At 39.4% G+C, this 22,422-nt stretch carries 13 protein-coding genes and 1 other RNA gene; 8 read left to right on the forward strand and 6 right to left on the reverse strand.

The genetic code is table 11. The features are described 5' to 3' along the window. From DRW42_RS29115 to ffs, 3 genes are all read right to left on the reverse strand, one after another. On the reverse strand, positions 1-275 hold a 275-nt coding region (locus DRW42_RS29115), incomplete at its 3' end, for a hypothetical protein (RefSeq protein WP_208643615.1). 91 nt (positions 276-366) lie between these two features. After that, the gene (fsa, locus tag DRW42_RS22560; protein WP_086546195.1) at positions 367-1,026 is read right to left on the reverse strand and encodes a fructose-6-phosphate aldolase; all 660 of its coding nucleotides are present in this window, start codon (positions 1,024-1,026) and stop codon (positions 367-369) included. Positions 1,027-1,119: 93 nt separating this feature from the next. Continuing rightward, positions 1,120-1,219: signal recognition particle sRNA small type (gene ffs / locus DRW42_RS22565), an RNA gene on the reverse strand. A gap of 421 nt (positions 1,220-1,640) precedes the next feature. On the opposite strand from ffs, the gene gltB reads away from it, so the two are divergent. Both gltB and DRW42_RS22575 read left to right on the forward strand, forming a co-directional pair. After that, entirely contained in the window at positions 1,641-6,140 is a 4,500-nt protein-coding gene (gltB, locus tag DRW42_RS22570; protein ID WP_113951137.1) for a glutamate synthase large subunit, read from the forward strand. A gap of 3 nt (positions 6,141-6,143) precedes the next feature. Continuing rightward, the gene (locus tag DRW42_RS22575; protein WP_113951138.1) at positions 6,144-7,610 is read left to right on the forward strand and encodes a glutamate synthase subunit beta; all 1,467 of its coding nucleotides are present in this window, start codon (positions 6,144-6,146) and stop codon (positions 7,608-7,610) included. Between the two features lie 641 nt (positions 7,611-8,251). Here DRW42_RS22575 and DRW42_RS22580 read toward each other — a convergent pair. Continuing rightward, on the reverse strand, positions 8,252-10,369 hold the full coding sequence (locus DRW42_RS22580) for an FUSC family protein (RefSeq protein WP_244215353.1): 2,118 nt from the start codon (positions 10,367-10,369) through the stop codon (positions 8,252-8,254). 783 nt (positions 10,370-11,152) lie between these two features. On the opposite strand from DRW42_RS22580, the gene DRW42_RS22585 reads away from it, so the two are divergent. The 3 genes from DRW42_RS22585 to DRW42_RS22595 all read left to right on the forward strand — a co-directional run bounded on the left by DRW42_RS22585 (position 11,153) and on the right by DRW42_RS22595 (position 13,074). Beyond that, on the forward strand, positions 11,153-11,374 hold the full coding sequence (locus DRW42_RS22585; protein ID WP_113951140.1) for a hypothetical protein: 222 nt from the start codon (positions 11,153-11,155) through the stop codon (positions 11,372-11,374). After that, positions 11,374-11,655, forward strand: coding sequence for a type II toxin-antitoxin system YafQ family toxin (locus DRW42_RS22590; protein WP_113951141.1), 282 nt, complete (start codon positions 11,374-11,376; stop codon positions 11,653-11,655). The genes DRW42_RS22585 and DRW42_RS22590 overlap by 1 nt, the downstream gene beginning before the upstream one ends. A 66-nt stretch (positions 11,656-11,721) precedes the next feature. Continuing rightward, complete coding sequence (locus tag DRW42_RS22595; RefSeq protein ID WP_113951142.1) at positions 11,722-13,074, forward strand: PhoH family protein; 1,353 nt, start codon at positions 11,722-11,724, stop codon at positions 13,072-13,074. Positions 13,075-13,322: 248 nt separating this feature from the next. Here the strand turns inward: DRW42_RS22595 and DRW42_RS22600 are convergent, their stop codons facing one another. After that, the gene (locus tag DRW42_RS22600) at positions 13,323-15,617 is read right to left on the reverse strand and encodes a M60 family metallopeptidase (RefSeq protein ID WP_113951143.1); all 2,295 of its coding nucleotides are present in this window, start codon (positions 15,615-15,617) and stop codon (positions 13,323-13,325) included. A gap of 109 nt (positions 15,618-15,726) precedes the next feature. Continuing rightward, on the reverse strand, positions 15,727-16,938 hold the full coding sequence (locus tag DRW42_RS22605; protein WP_113951144.1) for a TCR/Tet family MFS transporter: 1,212 nt from the start codon (positions 16,936-16,938) through the stop codon (positions 15,727-15,729). 477 nt (positions 16,939-17,415) lie between these two features. Here DRW42_RS22605 and gyrA point away from each other — a divergent pair, with 477 nt between their 5' ends. From gyrA to DRW42_RS22620, 3 genes are all read left to right on the forward strand, one after another. After that, on the forward strand, positions 17,416-20,007 hold the full coding sequence (gene gyrA, locus DRW42_RS22610; RefSeq protein WP_113951145.1) for a DNA gyrase subunit A: 2,592 nt from the start codon (positions 17,416-17,418) through the stop codon (positions 20,005-20,007). A gap of 26 nt (positions 20,008-20,033) precedes the next feature. After that, entirely contained in the window at positions 20,034-21,122 is a 1,089-nt protein-coding gene (locus tag DRW42_RS22615; protein WP_113951146.1) for a tetratricopeptide repeat protein, read from the forward strand. Positions 21,123-21,222: 100 nt separating this feature from the next. Beyond that, entirely contained in the window at positions 21,223-22,368 is a 1,146-nt protein-coding gene (locus DRW42_RS22620; protein ID WP_113951147.1) for a tetratricopeptide repeat protein, read from the forward strand. The last annotated feature ends 54 nt before the right edge of the window (positions 22,369-22,422 follow it).

Here is a 22,422-nt window from a genome sequence, read left to right on the forward strand (position 1 = left end):
CGGAAAATGTATGATGAATGAGGTATCTGCAATTTGCCCATCATCCATTTTACATCCAACATTATCCATAAAACACAGCCACTGCCACCTAGACCTGATTGAAATGGCATTCCGGTATCACTAACTATTGGTTTGCACTGAACAACCACCGGAATATAATGTAAAGCAGGACTGTTGTAACCGATAAGCACTGTAACTGCTCTCCAAAAAAAATGGAAAATGTGAAAGGGAAAACGACAGATGCAGCCTGCGACTTGCCCATCATCCATTTCCATGATGCTCCATCTTCCGTAAAACAAAAAATCCTAAGTCTTAAACGGGAAACCCGACTCAAGACTTAGGACTAAAGACTCTCGACTTTAAATATTACTTACCCGCTGCCTTAGCATGATCTGCTAAGAAAGTAGCCAAACCGCTATCGGTTAAAGGATGTTTCAATAATCCAACAATTGCAGCCAAAGGAGCAGTGATTACATCAGCACCCAATTTAGCACAGTTTACAATGTGTAATGGTCCGCGGATTGATGCAGCTAAGATCTGTGTTTCGTAACCGTAATTATCGAAAATAGTTCTGATATCTTCGATCAATACCAAACCATCACTCGAAATATCATCTAAACGACCTAAAAACGGAGAAACATAAGTAGCTCCGGCTTTTGCAGCCAGTAAAGCCTGTCCGGCAGAGAAAATTAAAGTACAGTTGGTTTTGATTCCTTTTGATGAAAAATATTTAATGGCTTTAACACCATCTTTAATCATCGGAACTTTAACCACAATTTTAGGGTTTAAAGCAGCTAAAGCTTCACCTTCCTTAACAATCTCGTCGAAAGTGGTCGAAATTACTTCTGCACTTACGTTATCATCAACGATATCGCAGATTGCTTTATAGTGGTTAATTACATTTTCATCGCCGGTAATACCTTCTTTAGCCATTAAGCTAGGGTTGGTGGTTACACCATCTAAAATGCCAAGATCTTGCGCCTCTTTGATTTGATCAAGATTTGCTGTGTCAATAAAAAATTTCATGCTTATAAATTCTTAAAATGATTATTAGGTTCTGTTGCTAGAACCCCTGAAGAATTTAATATCCCCCCTTCAGGGGGTTAGGGGGTAAAAAAAAAAGGGCAAGCACCTTCTATCGCACCGCTACAACCTTCTACCCTTGCTATGTTCCCATCCTGGGGGAGTTCAAAGGGAGCTGGTCGTAAAAGACTTGCCCGGCCACAAAGGTAGAAAAAGAAGTTGTTTCACAAAACCCAATTATCTATTTTTTTTGTCATTTAAGCTATGTTGCTGATTAGTAAATTAATAAATTTTAATTGTGTATTTTTAGAAAGGTAAAAAATCATTAAATAATCTCAACACCTGCCAAAACATTCATTTATAAACAAATAATTCATATATAAATGAATAAATAAAACGTTTTAGCCTTAATTTTGATTAAAAAAGCCTCATTATTGTACGATATTACCATTACGGATTTAATAATTAATAATATATTTATTTAAAAATATTTTAATTTTAACACTTTAAATTACATAAGAACTAAAATTTTTCCAAAAAACATATCAACTCTGTAATTTTAAATTTGTTTTTCGTATCTTAGTGTTTCCTATACACTAACAACTAACGAGCAAAGAATGGAACCAAACAGTGGATTGTACGATGCGCAATTTGAACACGATGCCTGCGGTATTGGGTTCGTTGCACATGTGAAAGGGCGAAAATCGCATCAAATCATCTCTGATGCACTTACTATTTTAGAAAACCTGGATCATAGAGGGGCAAGCGGGGCAGAACCGAATACCGGCGATGGTGCAGGTATCATGATTCAGATTCCGCACGAATTTTTTTATGACGAATGTTTAAAAGCTGGCTTTAGCTTACCAGAAACCAATAATTATGGTGTTGGTATGTTATTTATGCCAAAGGATATCAGATCCAGGGAAGAGTGCAGAGAATTGATTTACCGCGCTGCCGAAAAATTAGGCCTTGAAATATTAGGTTTCAGAAAGGTTGATGTGGACACCACCGATATCGGTAGCATGGCCCTTTCGGTTGAACCGGAAATTGAGCAGGTATTTATTGCCCGCCCTTATGCAGTGGCGCCTGGTGCCGATTTCGAACGCAAACTCTACATTTTCAAAAACTACCTGATTAAACTGATTGTGAATACCGTTCACGGCGGTAAAGATTTTTATATCGTTTCGCTTTCTGCGCAAACCATTATATATAAAGGTCAGCTTACTTCATTACAGGTACGTACATATTTTAACGACCTTACCGATAAACGCGTGGTTTCTGCGCTGGGTTTGGTACACTCACGTTTCGCAACCAATACTTTCCCGTCATGGAGATTGGCCCAGCCATTCCGCTTTATTGCGCACAATGGTGAAATCAATACCTTACAGGGAAATTTAAACTGGTTCAGGGCAGGTGTTAAATCTTTTGCCTCGGCATATTTTACACCAGAAGAACTGGATATGTTATTGCCGGTAATCGACGAAACGAACTCTGATTCTGGCTGTCTGGATAACGTAATCGAATTATTGCTTCATGCAGGCCGAACTTTGCCTCACGTATTGATGATGCTGGTTCCGGAAGCATGGGATGGTAACGAAGATATGGATCCTGTTAAAAAAGCTTTCTACGAATTCCACGCTACTTTAATGGAGCCCTGGGATGGACCTGCAGCCATTGCTTTTACCGACGGTAAATTAATCGGTGCAACTTTAGATCGTAACGGACTGCGTCCTTCGCGTTATGCCATAACTTCTGATGACCGCGTAATTATGGGCTCTGAAGCTGGTGCATTAGCCATTGATCAGAGTACGGTGATCGAAAAAGGCCGTTTAACCCCGGGCAAAATGTTTGTAGTGGATATGGAGCAGGGCAGAATCATCAGCGACAACGAAATTAAACAACAGGTTTGTGGCAAAAGTCCTTATGCCGACTGGATCAACCAATACCAGATCCGTTTGGAAGAACTGCCTGAGCCACGTGTAATGTTCACAGGCCTGTCAGAAGAATCTATTTTTAAATACCAGCAGGTTTTTGGTTACAGCAGGGAAGATGTAGATCTTTTGCTTAAACCAATGGCCATCGAAGCCAAAGAGCCAATCGGTTCAATGGGTACTGATACCCCTCTAGCTATATTATCAAAACGTCCTCAACATTTATCTTCTTATTTTAAACAGTTATTTGCACAGGTAACCAACCCGCCAATTGATCCGATCCGCGAGAAAGTGGTGATGAGTTTGGCCAGTTTTATGGGCAGCATGGGTAACCTGCTAGATGAAACACCAAAACAGGCGCACTGTGTAGCCATCAAACACCCGATTTTAACCAATCAGGAACTCGAAAAATTAAGAAGTATTGATACCGGGGTTTTCCAGGCAAAAACTTTACAGACTTATTTCAGGGCTAATGGTAAACCTGGTGCTATGGCAAAAGCTTTAGACCGTTTGTGCCGTTATGCCGTTGATGCTGTTGAGGATGGTTTCCAGGTAATTGTATTAACAGATAGGGCAATCGACTCTGAACACGCTGCAATGCCTTCGTTATTGGCTGTTTCGGCAGTACATCATCACTTAATCCGCAAAGGTTACCGTGGTGCAGTAGGTATTGTAATCGAAGCAGGTGATATCTGGGAAGTACATCACTTTGCCACTTTATTAGGCTTCGGTGTTACCGCAATCAATCCTTATCTGGCTTTAGAAACCATTAACGGTTTCCAGGCAGAATCGGGTTTATCAGCAGAGCAGTTAACCAAAAACTACATCTATGCGGTAAATAGTGGTTTGCTTAAAATTTTCTCTAAAATGGGAATCTCAACCCTGCAATCATATCAGGGTGCGCAGATTTTCGAAATTTTAGGTCTGAACAAAAAAGTGGTGAATACCTATTTCACAGGTGCGGTTTCGCGTATTGGTGGTTTAGGTTTGGATGAAATTGCAAAGGAAACCTTAATTAAACATCACCGCAGTTTTGGTCCGTTAACACAGACAGAAAACTTATTGCCTGCCGGAGGAACTTACAAATTCCGTCGTAAAGGTGAAGCGCATCTGTTTAATCCGCAAACCATTCACTTATTGCAGAATGCTACGCGTAAAAACGATTACAACATTTTTAAACAATACTCTAAACTGGTTAATGAGCAAACACAACAGGCTTATACCATCCGTGGATTATTTGAATTTAATTATAGCCGTCCGTCTGTTCCTTTAAATGAGGTAGAATCTACCGAGGCAATCTTAAAAAGATTTGCAACAGGGGCAATGTCGTTTGGTTCCATTTCGCATGAGGCACACTCAACCCTGGCCATTGCCATGAACCGCATTGGCGGAAAAAGCAATACCGGAGAGGGTGGTGAAGACGAGATGCGTTATACTAAACTGCCAAACGGCGATAGTATGCGCTCGGCCATTAAACAGGTAGCTTCTGCACGTTTTGGTGTAACCAGTTACTATTTAACCAATGCCGACGAGTTACAGATTAAAATGGCCCAAGGTGCTAAACCAGGAGAAGGTGGCCAGTTACCAGGGCATAAAGTAGACGACTGGATTGCAAAAGTGCGTCACTCTACACCAGGTGTGGGTTTAATTTCTCCGCCACCTCACCACGATATTTATTCGATCGAGGATTTGGCCCAGTTAATTTACGACCTTAAAAATGCCAACCGTTCAGCCAGGATCAATGTGAAGTTGGTTTCAAAAGCAGGCGTGGGTACCATTGCTGCAGGTGTGGCTAAAGCACACGCTGATGTAATTCTGGTATCTGGTTTTGATGGTGGTACAGGAGCTTCTCCATTAACCTCTATTCAACATGCCGGTTTACCTTGGGAACTTGGTTTGGCAGAGGCACACCAGACTTTGGTGAAAAACAAATTGCGTAACCGTATCGTTCTTCAAACTGATGGCCAGCTAAAAACTGGTCGGGATATCGCTATCGCAGCTTTATTAGGTGCTGAAGAATGGGGCGTTGCTACTGCAGCTTTAGTAACATCCGGCTGTATCATGATGCGTAAATGCCATTTAAATACTTGTCCGGTAGGTGTGGCTACGCAAGATCCGGAATTAAGGAAATTATTTACCGGTGATGCTGATCACGTAGTAAACCTATTTCATTTCCTTGCTGAAGAATTGCGTGAGATTATGGCTGAATTAGGTTTCAGAACCATCCACGAAATGATAGGTCAGGCAGATATCTTAAAAGTACGCGAATTGCCAGCTGAAGACTGGAAATTACAACACCTTGATTTATCAGGTATTTTATTTAAAGCAGAAGAAAATGGTCTTCCTTTATTTAATACAGAAAGTCAGGATCATGGTTTAGATCACGTTTTAGATCATAAATTAATTGCGGCAGCACAACCTGCTATTGACAACAACGAACCTGTTTTTGCAAGTTTCGAAGTTAAAAATACCGACCGTGCACTGGGTACCATGTTATCAAACGAGATTTCGAAAGTACATTTGGGTGCGGGTTTACCTCCGGATACCATCAACTTTAAATTTGTGGGTTCGGCCGGACAAAGTTTCGGGGCCTTTAATACGCGTGGTGTAACCTTATCGTTAGAAGGTGAAGCCAATGACTATGTGGGTAAAGGATTATCGGGAGCAAGATTGGCCATTTATCCTTTTGCAAACTCAACTTTTATCCCTGAACAGAATATTATTATCGGTAACGTAGCACTTTATGGTGCAACTTCTGGTGAGTTATTTGCCCGAGGTAAGGCTGGTGAGCGTTTCGCAGTACGTAACTCCGGAGCAACTGCGGTTGTAGAAGGTGTGGGCGATCACGGTTGCGAATACATGACAGGTGGCGAAGTGCTGATCCTTGGCGATACCGGAAGCAATTTTGCGGCAGGTATGAGTGGTGGTGTGGCCTGGATTTATGATGCCAACAAAACTTTTGCACGCAAGTGTAATAAAGAAATGGTTGATCTGGATCCGCTACAGGCTGAAGATGAAGAGCGTATTTTAGCTTTACTTAAAACGCATATCCGCTTAACGGATAGTAAAGTAGCTGAGTTCATTTTAAGCGATTGGAAAACACAATCCGCTCATTTTGTAAAAGTATTCCCTAAAGAATACAAAGCAGTTTTAAGCAAAAGTAATCAACAAGTAAAAACACACTAAGCCATGGGAAAAGTAACAGGATTTCAGGAATACGATAGAGTTGCGCCCACAAGAGAAGAGGCTGCAACGCGTGTAAAACATTATGGGGAATTTTTAAATGAATTGCCCGCAACAGAATTAAACAACCAAGCTGCCCGCTGTATGGATTGTGGCGTACCTTTCTGTCAATCAGGTTGTCCGCTGGGCAATGTGATCCCCGAATTTAACGACGCCGTTTATCAGGGAAAATGGGAATTAGCTGCAAATATTTTATTAAGTACTAATAACTTCCCCGAGTTTACGGGCAGGATCTGTCCGGCACCATGCGAATCTGCATGTGTATTGGGCATTAACCGTCCTCCGGTTTCTATCGAAGAGATCGAAAAGCACATCATCGAAATTGCTTTCGAAAAAGGTTTTATCAAAGCAAAAGCACCATTAATCAGAACCGGAAAAAAAGTAGCCGTAATTGGTTCAGGTCCGGCAGGTTTAGCGGCTGCTGCTCAATTAAATAAAGTAGGGCATGAAGTTACCGTTTTCGAACGTGATGATGCTCCCGGAGGCTTATTGAGATATGGTATTCCTGATTTTAAACTACAGAAAAATGTAGTGGATAGGCGTATCGATTTAATGAAAGAAGAAGGCATTATTTTTAAATGCAATGCCAATGTTGGCGAGAATGTAGAAATCGGTACTTTATTAAGGGATTTCAGTGCAATTGTACTGGCTGGAGGTTCTACTATTCCACGCGATTTACCAATAGACGGTCGTGCTGCCAAAGGTGTTCATTTTGCAATGGATTTCTTAAAGCAACAGAATAAACGTGTTGCCAACAGAGCCGTTGAAGTGGAAGATATTTTGGCTACAGGTAAAAATGTAATTGTAATCGGTGGTGGTGATACCGGATCAGACTGTATTGGTACTTCTAACCGTCATGGTGCGAAATCGGTTACACAATTTGAAATTATGCCAATGCCACCACAGGCACGCAATGAACACATGCCATGGCCAAATTACCCGATGTTGCTTAAAAATACTTCATCACATGAAGAAGGTGCACAAAGGGCATGGTCGGTAAATACCAAAAACTTTATTGCTGATGAAAATGGAAAACTTAAAGCATTAAAAGTAGTTGATGTAGAATGGGAAATCGACGCAAACGGACGTCCGGTTACTTTTAAAGAAGTTGCTGGTACCGAAAGGGATCTTCCTTGCGAACTGGTACTTTTAGCAATGGGTTTCTTACATCCGCAAAAAGAAGGATTAATTGAGAAGTTGGGCGTGGAGCTGGATAACCGCGGAAATGTTAAAGCTTCTGAACATACTTATCAAACCAATATTGCAAAGATTTTTGCTGCAGGTGATGTACGCCGCGGACAATCGTTAGTGGTTTGGGCGATTTCAGAAGGTAGGGAAGCTGCCCGCAAGGTGGATGAATACCTGATGGGTGCCACTCAGCTGACATCAAAAGATGCAGTTGCTTACGCTTAAATAAGTTTACAGTTCTATATTTTTAGGGTCGTGGTGTTAAGCCACGACCTTTTTTGGTTTAAAAAGTCTGTCATCACTCGTGCATTCCGTCATCCTTCCCGCGTTCCGTCATCCTGAATTTATTTCAGGATCCATCATGCTAAGATAAACAGCTATTTTAAGCAATCTAACACTCGTCTTAGCGTCCCGCTAAGACTTACTTCATCATCATTGTTTTTAGCCACAGAGACACTGAAAACACGGAGAGTCGAAGTTAAAATGAGAACTAAATCCGTCATCCTGAATTTATTTCAGGATCCATCATGCTAAGATAAATAGCTATTTTTAAGCAATCTAATACTCGTCTTGGCGTCGCGCTAAGACCTAGTCATTCGTTTTTTTGCCACGTAGACACAGAAACACAGAGGAATTATTACAAAAAGGATCCTGAAATAAATCCGATAGCTATCGGATCAGGATGACGACTTCCTAAAAAAAGCCGTCATTTCGATCGCAACGCAACCTGTACCGATTTTTTATCGGTAGTGAAGTGGATAGATCGACCTCGAGATAGATTTAGCTTCGCTGAGCACTATGTGGTTTTCGACTTCGTTGCACTCCGCTCGAAATGACGATCATCTTGATAGAGGTATCGAATCGGACTAAAGCTTAATCTTTACCGATAACTTATAAATATCATAAGCTACCTTCTGAATCAGGTCAAATTGTTCTGGCACTAAATCTTCGCCTTTTTTAATGGCTAAACCTGTATCGTTAAGCCTGATTAATGGAACATTATCTATGGTGCTTGTTCCCTGTACCAGGTTTTCGATTGCCGTATCCAATAAATAATTGGTGTTATTCGCAATTGGTTTTAATGCATCAAAACTTTCAAAAATAAATTCATGCTCTTTATTGTACAGCGAAAGTGTGGCCACATAAGAAGACAGTAAATGGCTCAACGCCGTAAACTGGTGCACTTCTTTAATAAATAACTGTTTGCTTTTGGGTTCGGAGAACATGCGCTGGAATAACGAAGCTAAATTTGCGGTACTTACATAAACTTCTTTACGGGCAAGTTTATATTCAGTGCGATTATAGTTTTTTTCAAAATATAGTTTAATTACCTGTTCATAATATGCCTTATTTGCTTTCAGGATATCGAGCATAGCCTCTTTCAGTTTCTCGTGCTCCCAGGTTGGAAATAGTGAATAGCTTGCCAACAAAGCAATTCCGGAGCCGATAAAAGTATCATAAATCCTTTCGCGTGCCAGGGCGATAGATCCCATACCCAGAAAATCAAAAAGGATCAGGATGTAGGGGGTCATAAAAAGTACACTTACTACGTAATTTTTCCTTTGGAAACTATAACAACCGATCATACAGATCAATAGAATAACAAAAAGTGTATTTTTATCATCAATATAAGTTACCACGCCCATACCAATAAATGCACCTATGGTAGTGCCGATTAAACGCTGGTAATTACGCTCTTTGGTTAAACTAAAACCTGGTTTTGAAATCACCAGAATGGTTAGCAAGATCCAGTAACTGTGCGAAAAATTGAGGAGCTGCGATACCACAAAACCCAAAAGCATCACCACAGTAACCCTTAGCGAATGCCTGAAAGTTGATGAACTGTAAGTTAAATTCTCAGTAAATAATTTAAAATCGAATTTCTGCCGGGTAATAAATTTCTCGGTATCTACTTCAGCCTGGCGAATATCTTTACTGTTCCTCACCTTAAAATAACTGAAAATGGTTTTCACCCTGGCCAGTATATTCTCAATATTGACCTCAATGTTTTTCAGCGCAATAATTCCCAACGTATTATATTCCTGATTTTGATTGTTTTTCTCCAGGTTATTGATTTTAATTTTCAAACGCTCGATTTCGATTAGCAAACGTTTCGAAACCACAGGCGTTCCACCACTTTTTAAAGCAAAAGCAATATCATCAAGGGCATAAGAAATCCGTTTAATCGCCATTTCATAATCCGATAAAATGCCTGCTTTATCAAACTGATCGTGAAGCTGCTGGTAATTGTAATAGGTAGACATTACCTGCTCAAACAGGTCTACCATATCCACAAACACCAATAAAAGAAAACGGCCCTCCGGTGTAGAATCCCTAACAATTTCGCGTGTCCTGAACAATAATTCCCTTACCGCATCCTGCTTTTCGTGAACAGAGACCTGAAGCTGTAATAGATCGGAATAGGTTTTATCATAATTATTGTTCTGGTGGTAAAACTTCGCTTTCTCGCGTAGAAACTCTGCAACTTCTATGATCGAATCACTCAGTGATTGCTGTACCAGGCGGAAGGGACGTAAACGGTAAACAAAATAACTCAAACCGGTGTACCAAAGGCTTCCTGCAAGTACCATAACGGCATGTAGCAATACTTCCTGCCATGGCCTGATGTCATCAATACTTAATACCATGATTAACAGCACTGCAGTACCTACGGATGCTGCCCTAATGCCATATATGTAAAACATCGAAAAAACAAAGCTCGATATGGCAAGTAAAAAGCCGATAAAATAATGGCTTTTATTGGTTAAACCGGTTAGTATGGAAAAGGTAAAGATTAAAGCTGTAGTAATTAGCATGGCATTTCTGCGGTGCACCATTGGGCCTGGGCTATCTACCACGCTCACACATAAAGCTCCCAGCGATAAGGTCATCCCGTACTTTAGCATACCGAATTGCGCAAGAATTAGAGAGGGGAGCAGCACACCAATGGTAATACGGAGACCGTCGGCAAAATACGTACTCAATAAAAAGTCTTGTATATTCCTTATGGGTTGCCTGATCTGCATGTTACAAAAATAACATAATAGAGAAGTTTTTTGTTGTGATTAAAATTAAGTTTTTTGTTTTTTTTAAACTTTTAAGCAGAAATCCGTTAAACGATTGGTTAATAAAACTATAGCAAATGTTTATAAGTAGAAGTGGCTACAATGTTAATAACATTACTAAAAGTGAACATTGATGCTAAAAACGATGGTCTAAACGAATTAATGTGTTGATAAACAGCAATTTTAGGTTAATAACTTTGTTTATAAAAACGTTAACTTTTCTCTTGACAAATGAAGCTATTCGCATTAAATTAGATCATATCAAATACGAAGTACTTTGAATTCTGACAAAACAATCCAAAAGAGATAAAAAACCGAAAGGGAAATTATTTCGGTTTTGTTTACAGGGAAAACGATTGATTTCAGAAAGGGTTAAACCGAGTAAGAATATACATCTCCACCGCAAGGTTGGAAGATAAGAAAATCGAACAGACCCAAACAGAGCTTATGGAAAACTCAGAAGTTTACGGACGGAAGAGTTGGAAATAAATTTTCACGGATCGCAAAAGTTGCAAAACCTAACGAAAACGGAAAAATCAAAGTAACAAGAATTAGGTGCTTTAAAATACAATTACGGTTGTTTTTAAAGTTAAAACGGGGAACTTAATCGAAAGAAGAAAGTCCCCGTTTTTATTTTGACCAAAATTTTCAACTCCCATAAAATATATAAAAAATGTATATTTGTATATAATTACATTTATCATGGAAAGCTTTGTAATACACATACCTACTAAAAAAGCCGGTTTAGTTAAGGAGCTTTTAAAGGAACTTGGGGTTACTTTTGATAAAGTGGACACGGATTTAGGGAATTGTAATAAAAATCATGTCCCAAATGCGGAAACCATAAAGGCAATGAACGAAGTTAAAGAGGGTAAGGGAGTCAAATTTGCTAGTGCCGACGATTTATTTGCCAGTATCAAGTAATGTATCAGATTGTTGCTTCCAACAAATTCCTTAAAGATTTAAAGTTGCTCAAGAAAAGGTCGTTAAAAGATTTTGCATTGCTGCAAGATATTGTAACTATATTAACTGAAAAAGGCCACCTTGGGTTAAGCAAAAAACATCATCCTCATAAATTAACGGGAAATTTCAGCGGTTACTGGGAATGTCACGTAAAGCCGGATTTACTGTTAATCTGGGATGAAAATGATGCAATAAAGTTAATAGAGTTAATCCGTACTGGTACCCACTCAGATTTATTTTAGACATTCAGGCCAAAAAAGAATAGCCAATTCTTCTGCTAATTATCCCTAAAATATTAAATTTACCAAATGGCCACAAAAGGTAAATCAATCTCCAATCTGTCAAAAAAGATCTTCGTTTTAGATACCTCGGTTATTTTATACGATCATGATGCGGTAAATAACTTTCATGAACACGATGTTGCCATCCCGATTCAGGTTTTAGAAGAATTAGACAATTTTAAAAGCGGCAATGATACACGTAATTTTGAAGCCAGGAGTTTTATCCGACTGATTGATGAAACCTCTAAACAAAAACTGATCAGCGACTGGATTTCATTAAAAAGCCCTGATTCGGGTAAATTCAGAGTGGTATTGAACGAAAAGCCATTAAGGGTTGATGCCGAAGAAGTGTATGGAAAAGGCAAAACGGACCACAAAATTTTAAATGCTGCATTAAGTTTAAAAGAAGAACATCCCGACAAAAAAGTAGTGCTGGTATCAAAAGATATCTGCCTTCGGTTAAAAGCAAAAGCGCTTAACTTAAATGCCGAAGATTACGAAACCGGTAAAATTAAAAACGTAGATGAACTTTACGCCGGAAAAACCGAAATCGCGAATTTTCCTGTTGAAATTATTGAAAAAGTAAAAAAAGAAACTTTTATTGATACAACTGAACTTACATTACCACCGAAAAATGGTAACCATTTCTATGTGCTTAAAAATAAAAGAAAAACAGCCAATGTATTTTACAATAACAGCCTGAAAACCATTTCTTCTGTTTCTACAGACGCGATTTTTAAAATCAAACCAAAAAACATCGAACAGGCTTTTGCCATTCATGCGCTTTTGGATCCTGAAATTAAACTGGTAAGCATACAAGGTAACGCCGGAACCGGAAAAACCTTGCTGGCGCTGGCCAGTGCTTTGGAGCAGCGCAAAAACTTCAGGCAGATTTACGTAACCCGGCCGATTGTTTCGTTAAGCAATAAGGATATCGGTTTCCTTCCTGGAGACGCAAAAGCGAAAACGGATCCGTTTATGGCCCCGATATGGGATAACCTCCGCTTTATTAAAGAACAGTTTATAGGCGATGATAAGATGTCGGAAAAAATTGACGAACTCATCAATACCGAGAAAATTGCCATAGCACCACTGGCTTTTATCCGCGGGAGAACCCTCACCAAAATCTTCTTTATCATTGATGAAGCCCAAAATCTTACACCACACGAAGTTAAAACCATTATTTCGAGGGCAGGAGAGCACACTAAAATTGTATTTACAGGCGATATTTACCAGATTGACACGCCATACCTCGATTCAGAAAGCAATGGGTTGTCGTATTTAATCGAAAACGCTAAAAATCATCCTTTGTATGCACACATTACGCTTCAGAAAGGAGAGCGGAGTGAGCTGGCCAATTTGGCTAATGAATTATTATAAGGGATTTCTATTTCCTACAACAAGTCGTCATTGCGAGAAGGCTTTTTCAGCCGACGAAGCAATCTTTCTTGCAGAAATCGCCAGCAGGAAAGATTGCTTCATAGTAGCTCCTTACAATAACGAGTTTTCGATTGTAGTCTTTCAATAGTAACGGACCGGTTAGCTATCAGGTATAACGAAATCGAAAAGCATGTAGTGCTCAGTGAAGTTAAATCTCTCATTTCACTGCGCTTCAGTCGAGATGACGATCATTTTTTAGGTTTAAACTCCTCCAATTCTTCTGGCAACCACACCGGATATTGTTTTGCCTTTTGTTTTGCTTCTACAGAAACCGGTAATTTCCAGATATCGAAAAAAGTTCCCAAATCTGACTTTGTAGCCATACAAATAGTATTAAACCATAGATCAATTTTTTGTTCGTTTGTTTTAGGGTAATCGCTTTTTGGCAGGTCTGCGTAAGTTTTATTCGCAGCTTTGATGGCATTCCAGCCAAACTGTTCAATAATTTCGATATACATGCTCAATGCTATCCAGGGATCCTTTTTAAACTTATCATAGCTCGGACTCATTCGCATATAATTTTTAATATTCTTGATTACGCCTTCTTTGCTCGGAATATTATCCTTATTCTGATATTTTTCGAGGTGTAGTACCTCTTCATAAACATACATGCTGTACAGGTTTACGGTAACTTCACGCAAACCATCAAAATCGAGTTCGAAAAATTGGTGGCGGTGGCCAAGTTCATGAAAAGTACCCCACGAACCTTTAATCTCAAGCGAGTCGGTATTCAGCATCACCCTGCAATAATCATCATCATCCGGACCTACAATTTTATTCGGCAAAGCAAATAATGCCCCGGCCATAACCTGCTGATCCAAAATAATCCGTTCTGTATGCACTCTTTTTCTGTCGATTATTCTTAAGTCGGCATCAGCATCCATCACCTTATCATAAAACCGCATAAGGGCCTCTGGATCTTTTAACTCCCGGATCCGGTAAGACGGCACCGTGAGGATGATATTATCTGTTGCCAGTTCGGCCCAAGGCGCAGGGTAATTTTTAATGTTATTGTTCCATTCATTATTGCTGGTTTCTCCTAATTTGAAATAAGGTGCATTTACAGCCCCGGAAACTTTAAGTTCAATCGATTTTAATGTTGTGCTGTCTGAAATATTGATCAAAAGCAGACCGCCATAAGGAGAAAAAACATCAGTAGTATCTTTCGTCAGTTCAAATGTCTTAGTCAGGTTTACACCAATCCGTGTTAAAAAATCCAGGTGATCAATCAGGTTATCATCGTGCACACCGATCTGAACCTTTAACTTTTGTGACAGATATTTTTTATCGATAATCACCTTTACTTTTTCGCCGGCAGGAACGTACAAACCCATGGTATGCGGCCTGTAATATGGTGAAGGCATGTCGTTTAAGCCTTGTTTACCTACTTTTACAGGCACCACCACGTTTTTGGTAATCCGCTCCGCACTATCGGGTACTTTACCAGGGAAAAGCTCATAACCGGCAGCTTTTCTTTTATAACCCAGTTCGTTATCTTCCCTTTTGCCGGACAATTTTTCGGCCAAACGGTAAGCTGTTTTTTTCTCATTGGTAGAAATATCCAAAGGATGGGCTTTTGAGGGCACCCATACCGTATCTGGAATATGATAGAAGGCTTTGATCTTTGCGATTAATAGAGATTTCAATCCATTAGTTTCACAAACAAGATCGAGTGTTGGATTGATATAAAACGCTGAAATATAGTAAGATTTAACATCATTTACCTGATTTGAAGCATAGGACTTTAAGGTATTAATATGCAGATAATCAGGAATAGAATCGGTGTAGGCTTGATTATACTTTTTATTGGGATAGAAGATGGCATTTGCATTAAAAATACCTGCTTTGATCAGCAAATCGTTGATTTTAAGGGTTAGGTTTCCTGATTTTGACTTATCCCATGATTTTAGGAGCGATACATAAGGCGATCCAAAAACAAGCGTACCTCCGTTTTTTACGAAAGCAGTTACTTTATCTACCTCCGCCTGATCTTTAAGATCATCCGCTATAAATAAGGTTCCTGCACTGGTTTTTTTATTAAGTTTTTCCAAAAATTCCGCTTTTATTTTTTCGGACTTAAAAAAATCAATAAGATCTTTGCCTGCTGGGCCATAAACCGCAACTTTACCTTTTGGATTTAAATTACGGGCATTTAGCAAAAGCTGTTTAACCGCCGTGTTTTTGAATAGATTTTTTCCAAAATAACTGTTGGAGCCAAAGGCAACAACATTCCCCTTGCCATATTTTGAAGCAAATATGATGGTACCCTTTAACTGTATTTCAGGAGCAATATCAGCTATTGCAATAATTTCAGGACTTTCATTTGTAGTATAAAACAGTGAAATGGCATCGGTAGTATCAGTAAGCGGAATCTGTCCTACATTATTCAACAGAACCTTTTTTAAAGGTTGCTGAGCAAATAACGGATAAACAGAAAGCAATAACAGACAGCAAAGAGCCGAAAGAACTTTGAGATTGAACATAGGTAAAGGGCGATTAGATTTTTATTAAAGTAAATAAATTAATCGCACATTATCCCAGCCTACTAAAAGGATTAACCAATTTTAACACTTGGCAGGAGCAGGGCAAACATTAATGGTATTTCCTTAACGACCTTAGGGCAATAAATAACCCAATCAACGTTAACACAGCGCTCAATATAAACGGCGCCCCGGGAAAATAAACAGGCGCTTTACCTTCGATAAAATAAGCAAAGATGTGTGTCATTACCCATGGTGCGAAGATGGCAGCCAAACTCTGTAAACCCGTTAAAACACCCTGCATTTCGCCCTGTGCGTTTGCCGGAATCTGGTTCGAAATTAAACCCTGCATGGCTGGTCCGCCGATACCCGCCAAACCATAAGGAAGCATAAAAGCAAACATCATCCAGCCTTTTGTAGCAAAGGCAAAAGCTACAAAACCAACTACGTATAAGATTAACCCGAAATAAACGGCTTTTTTATCGCCGATTTTTGGTAAAATAATCCTGATCAATCCTCCCTGAACTATACCTATAACCAAACCCACAAAACCTAATGAGTAACCTACCCATGATGCATCCCAGTTGAATTTCTCCATGGTATAAAACGTCCAGTTTGACTGAACCGAGTGACTGGCAAAGTACAACAGGAATAAGGTAACCATTAAGCCCAACAAAGCCGGGTATTTTCCGATACTACGCAACGAACCGATGGGATTTGCCCTTTTCCAGTCAAAAGCCCTGCGTTTTTCTACCGGTAAAGATTCGGGCAATATAAAATACCCATATAACCAGTTAATCAATGACAATCCTGCGGCCACCATAAAAGGAACCCGCGTACCAAAATGACTAAAGGCACCACCTAAAACCGGACCTAAAATAAACCCCACGCCAAAAGCGGCCCCAACCAAACCGAAATTCTGTGCTCTTTTCTCAGGTGCTGATACATCGGCAATATAAGCCTGCGCGGTGGTAAAACTGGCGCCGGTAATTCCTGCGATAATCCGCCCTACAAATAACCAGATAATAGAGGGGGCAAAGGCCAGAAAAATATAATCGATGCCTAAACCGAAAAGTGAACTCAACAGAACGGGCCTTCTACCGTACCTATCGCTCAATGCACCAATAATTGGCGAAAATATAAACTGAACGGATGCATAAGCAAGTGTGAGCCAGCCACCATATTCTGCTGCCAAACCAAAACCGCCACCGGTAAAATCCTGAATGAGTTTTGGTAAAACCGGAATGATGATCCCAAAACCTGTAAAATCGATCAGGAGGGTGACCATAATAAAACTCATTGCAGATTTTTTTTCGTTTGCCATTATCTATAAGGTTGGAAAACAAAAGTATCAGAATTACTTAAGTTCTACAAACCTCGCAGTTTTTTGAACGGCGCAGCCCTCAATGAGGCCATTAAAGATAAATATACAACACAGAATTAAACCTACGAGGTTTTAAATTAGTGTTAAATACAGATCCTTTGTTTATAAACCTGATATAGCGAAAAGCCCGCATCCCGATTTTTCATCGGGGAGGACTTGCAGCGGTAGCAGGACTGCTGCCCGCCATTAACACAGAACCCTACATTTCCAAAAAAACATACCATTCCAATTTATCAGTACCGTAGCGGAATGCGTTAAACTGGCCTTCAGCAAATTAAAACCGCACCGGGAATAAAAAACCTATAACAAAGGTCAAAACTTTTCCACAATGCCTTAATTCGGCATAATTTTGTTAAATTCGCAAGGTTATAGTAATACCTTTTTTAATATCGTTTTAAGTAACGAGAATAATAATTTATGGCAGAAGATTTAGAGAATCAACAGAACGACAAAATCATTCAAATTAACATAGAAGAGCAGATGAAATCGGCCTACATTGATTATTCAATGTCGGTAATCGTATCAAGGGCTTTGCCTGATGTACGCGATGGATTAAAACCAGTACACCGCCGTGTGCTCTACGGCATGTTGGGTTTGGGTGTTACCAGTGGTAAGCCTTATAAAAAATCAGCCCGTATTGTGGGTGAGGTTTTAGGTAAATATCACCCACATGGTGATGCATCTGTATATTTTACCATGGTGCGTATGGCCCAGGACTGGAGTTTGCGTTATCCAATGGTAGACGGGCAGGGAAACTTTGGCCACATTGATGGCGATTCGCCGGCTGCAATGCGTTATACCGAGGCACGTTTTAGTAAACTTGCCGAAGAAATGGTTGCTGATATCAATAAAGATACAGTTGATTTTCAATTAAACTTTGATGATACCGAGCAGGAGCCAACAGTATTACCTGCAAAAATACCTAACCTTTTAGTTAACGGTTCTTCGGGTATTGCGGTAGGTATGGCCACTAATATGGCCCCACACAATTTAACAGAAGTAATTGATGGTGTGGTAAATTATATCGACAACAGGGATATTACCATCGAGGAATTAATGAAGTTTGTAAAAGCTCCCGATTTCCCTACAGGTGGTATTATTTATGGTTATACAGGCGTTAAAGAAGCTTTCGAAACCGGCCGCGGACGTATTGTAATGCGTGCAAAAGCAGAAATCGAGAACCTTAAAGAGCGTGAGGTAATTATTGTTACCGAAATCCCATACCAGGTTAACAAAGCACAGATGATTGAGCGTACGGCTGAATTAGTGGGCGAGAAAAAACTGGAAGGTATTTCGAATATTAAAGATGAATCGAATAAAGATGGTATCCGTATCGTTTACGAAATTAAACGTGATGCAAATGCTTCTATCGTTTTAAACAACCTTTATAAATACACGGCCTTACAAACATCATTCAGTGTAAATAACATTGCATTGGTTAAAGGACGTCCGCAAATGCTGAATCTTAAAGATTTAATCGTGCACTTCGTGGATCACCGCCATGACGTGATTGTTCGCCGTACCAAATATGAACTGGCAGAAGCAGAAAAACGTGCACACATTTTAGAAGGTTATTTAATTGCACTGGATCATTTAGATGAGGTAATTAAATTAATCCGTGCTTCCGAAACACCTGAAGAGGCCCGTTTGGGATTGATGGAAAACTTCAATCTGAGCGATTTACAGGCACGTGCCATTCTGGATATGACGCTTCGTCGTTTAACAGGACTAGAGCGTGATAAGATCAAGGAAGAATATGCCGAGTTGATGAAAACCATCGAATATTTGAAATCTGTTTTGGCTGACGAAGGATTAAGGATGCAGATTATTAAAGATGAGCTGGAAGAAGTGAAACAGAAATTCGGGGATGAACGTAAAACCACCATTGTTCATTCGGCTGAAGATATGAGCATGGAAGATTTCATCGATGATGAAGAAGTTGTAATCACTATTTCGCACGAAGGATATGTTAAACGTACGCCTGCAAGCGAATTTAAAGCGCAGGGAAGGGGTGGAAAAGGATCGAAAGGCAGTACCTCAAGAAATGAAGATTTTATTGAGCACATGCTGGTTGCCACCAACCACAATTATATGCTGTTCTTTACCGAAGCCGGAAGGTGTTTCTGGTTAAGGGTATACGAAATTCCTGAAGGTTCGCGAACCAGTAAGGGAAGGGCTATTCAGAACATCATCAATATTCCGAAAGAAGAGAAAATCAAAGCCTACATTAAGGTTAAAAACCTTAAAGACCAGGAATACTTAGAGAACAATTTTATTATCATGTGTACTAAAAAAGGTACCATCAAAAAAACTTCTCTGGAGGCTTATTCACGTCCGCGTGTAAATGGTATCAATGCCATTAACATTAACGAGGGAGATATTTTATTAGAAGCCTGTTTAACTAACGGACAAAGCGAAATTGTAATGGCCTTACGCTCAGGCAGGGCTATCCGTTTCAACGAAAGTACAGTTCGCCCGATGGGTAGAACAGCTACCGGTGTACGCGGTGTTAGGCTTGCTCACGATCAGGATGAAGTTGTTGGCATGATTGCTGTTAACAATCCTGAAGTTACCGTGTTGGTGGTATCAGAAAAAGGTTACGGAAAACGTACCGATATTGAAGATTACCGCGTAACCAACCGTGGCGGAAAAGGGGTAAAAACCATTAACGTTACTGAAAAAACAGGACAATTGGTTTCCATTAAAGACGTTACTGATAGCGAAGATCTGATGATCATTAACCGTTCAGGTATTGTAATCAGGATTCCGGTATCGGCTTTAAGGGTAATGGGACGTGCCACACAGGGCGTTCGTTTGATCTCGTTAAAAGGTGATGATGAAATTGCATCAGTAACCAAAATCGATCACGAAGAAGACGAAGAGGAAACAGTTGATTTAACAGATGTAGTAGTTACAGATGGTGAAGAAATAGAAGCAGATACTACTCCGGAAGCTGATGATACTGAAGAAGAAGGCGAATCAGATAACGAAACGGAAGAAGAAAATTAACTAAAATAAAGATTAGAATAAAAATTATGAAAAGAGTATTTCTAAGTATATTTCTAGCAGGTGCGGTAAGCGCTGCTTTTGCTCAGAAAAGTGAAGTTACCGCGGCTAAAAACGACTGGGGTTTGTTCCAGCTAACTTCTTCAAGCGCAACCACACCGTTGGCAAAAAAGCTCGAATCGTTGGCAAAAGGTCTGGCCCATACTGATAAAGCCATTGCTGATGAGAAATCGAAAGTAATGCCTGAAGCATGGTCTTATCGCGCTTTATTTGCATCTTCTGCAGCTATTTTAGATTCAACCAGCACCGCAAATGCTGATGCAAACCTTAAAATTGCCCAGGATGCCATTGCTGAAGCTAAAAAACTGGATACTAAAGGCAGCGAAAAAGACAACATCAATTTAGCTGAAACCAATGTAATTAACGCAGTTAGAAACGGTGGTGTAATTGCTTATAACAAAAAGGATTACAAAACTGCTTACGAGAAATTCGTTGCAGCAACTGTGATCAATCCTCAGGATACATCAATGTATTTAAATGCTGGTATTGCAGCAAGAAACATCGAAAATTATCCGGATATGATTACCCAGTTCAAAAAAGTAATTTCTTTAAATTCACCACAATCTAAAGATTTATATTCTGAGATTATCAATGCGGCTTTGAGCAAACAAAAGGATACTACAGCTGCGTTGGCCGTGATCAAAGAAGCTACTGCCAAATTCCCTGAAAATACCGACTGGATCAAAACTGAAACCCAGATTTATATTGATAGGGGTGATGCCGCAAAATCGGAGCAAATGTTAACTGCTTTAGCTGCAAAAGAGCCAAACAATCCTAATTACCAGGTTTTATTGGGAAATATCTATTTCAGTCAGGCTTTAAAATTACAGAACGACAGAAACAAGATCGATGCTAAAAAAGTAAAAGAATTTAACGAAGTAACTGCTAAAATGAATGCTTTGTTGGATAAATCGCTTCCTTATTATAAAAAAGCTTTAGAAGTTGATGCAAAAAATCAAGGTGCACTAGAAACTTTAAAAACCATTTACGGTTTCAGAAACGACACCAAAAACTACGAGGATATAAAGAAACGTTTAGAGGCTTTGCCTAAACAATAATAACCCGTAGATCTAAAAAAAGAGCCCTGAAATTTCGGGGCTCTTTTTTTTATGTTTATTTTTATGGTTTATTACGGTTTTACCTCATTACATCATTTATATGCAGAACTGCCTTAAACTATCATTAACCGCTTTAATTTTTGTCTCTTTTAACGCTGTGGCCCAAAAAAGCCAGATCCTGATTGCCAGAAATGCCGTAGGCAAGTTACAAGCCTCAATTGCCAATAAAGAAGATGAGAAAAAGCAGTTGTCTATTATTACAGAAGGCTTAAAATCAATAGAATCTGCAGAAAAAGACAATAAAACAAAAAACTGGACAGAAACCTGGTCGATAAAATCATACCTCACGTCATTCGCATCGCTTACTGATACGGATCCGAATAACGCCAATAAGTTTTACGATAGTGCAGTAGAGGCGGTGGCCAAAGCAAAATCTTTAGACCGTTACAATGATAATGGCGGGATGATCAAGGCCTCGAGCCATAATATCCTGATAAAAAAGCAGGAGAAAGGCAACGAATCATTTTTCAACAACGAATTCAAAGAAGCATTTGCTTACCTGAAAGAAGTTTCGGATAATTTTCCTGCTGATACCACGCTAGCTTTGAATACGGCAATTTGTGCATTAAATATCCAATCTTACGACGAATCTCTAACTTACTTTAAGCGCGCCAAAGATAACGGAATCAAAAATCCATCAGTTTTTCAAAAAATGGCGCAAATGTATGTGGTGAAATCAGAAAATGAAACTGCAATCAGAACACTGGAAGATGGTTTGGTTTTAAATCCGTTTAACCGTTTTTTAACAAATGATTACATTAATCTTTTGCTGGATACCGAAAATTACAGCAAAGCCCAGGGATTGATTGAAAATAATTTAAAAGTTGAGAAAGGAAATAAACTGCTTTATTTTTTATACGGTTACCTGCAGCAGGTTGGCGGAAATAATTCTACAGCAATTTTAGCCTACGACAAAGCGCTGTCTACCGATCAGAATTATTTTGATGCATTATACCAACTGAGTTTAGCTTACATCAATACGGCCAACGAAACTTTGCGCAAAAGCGATGCAGACAAAACTGAAAAATATAAAGGTTTAATTAACCGTGCACAATTTGCTTTACAGCGTGCCAATGAAATTAATCCGAACGATAAAAAAACGGTACAGCTGCTGATCGATATCTACAACAAAAAAGGCGCAACCAACAAGGTACAGGAACTTAACCGAAAACTTCAGGAATTATAATTTAAGCATATCATTGAGAGGATAGGATAGTATTAGAGAAAACAACTTAACATA

This window comes from Pedobacter miscanthi, assembly GCF_003315595.1.
Classification (GTDB): Bacteria; Bacteroidota; Bacteroidia; order Sphingobacteriales; family Sphingobacteriaceae; genus Pedobacter; species Pedobacter miscanthi.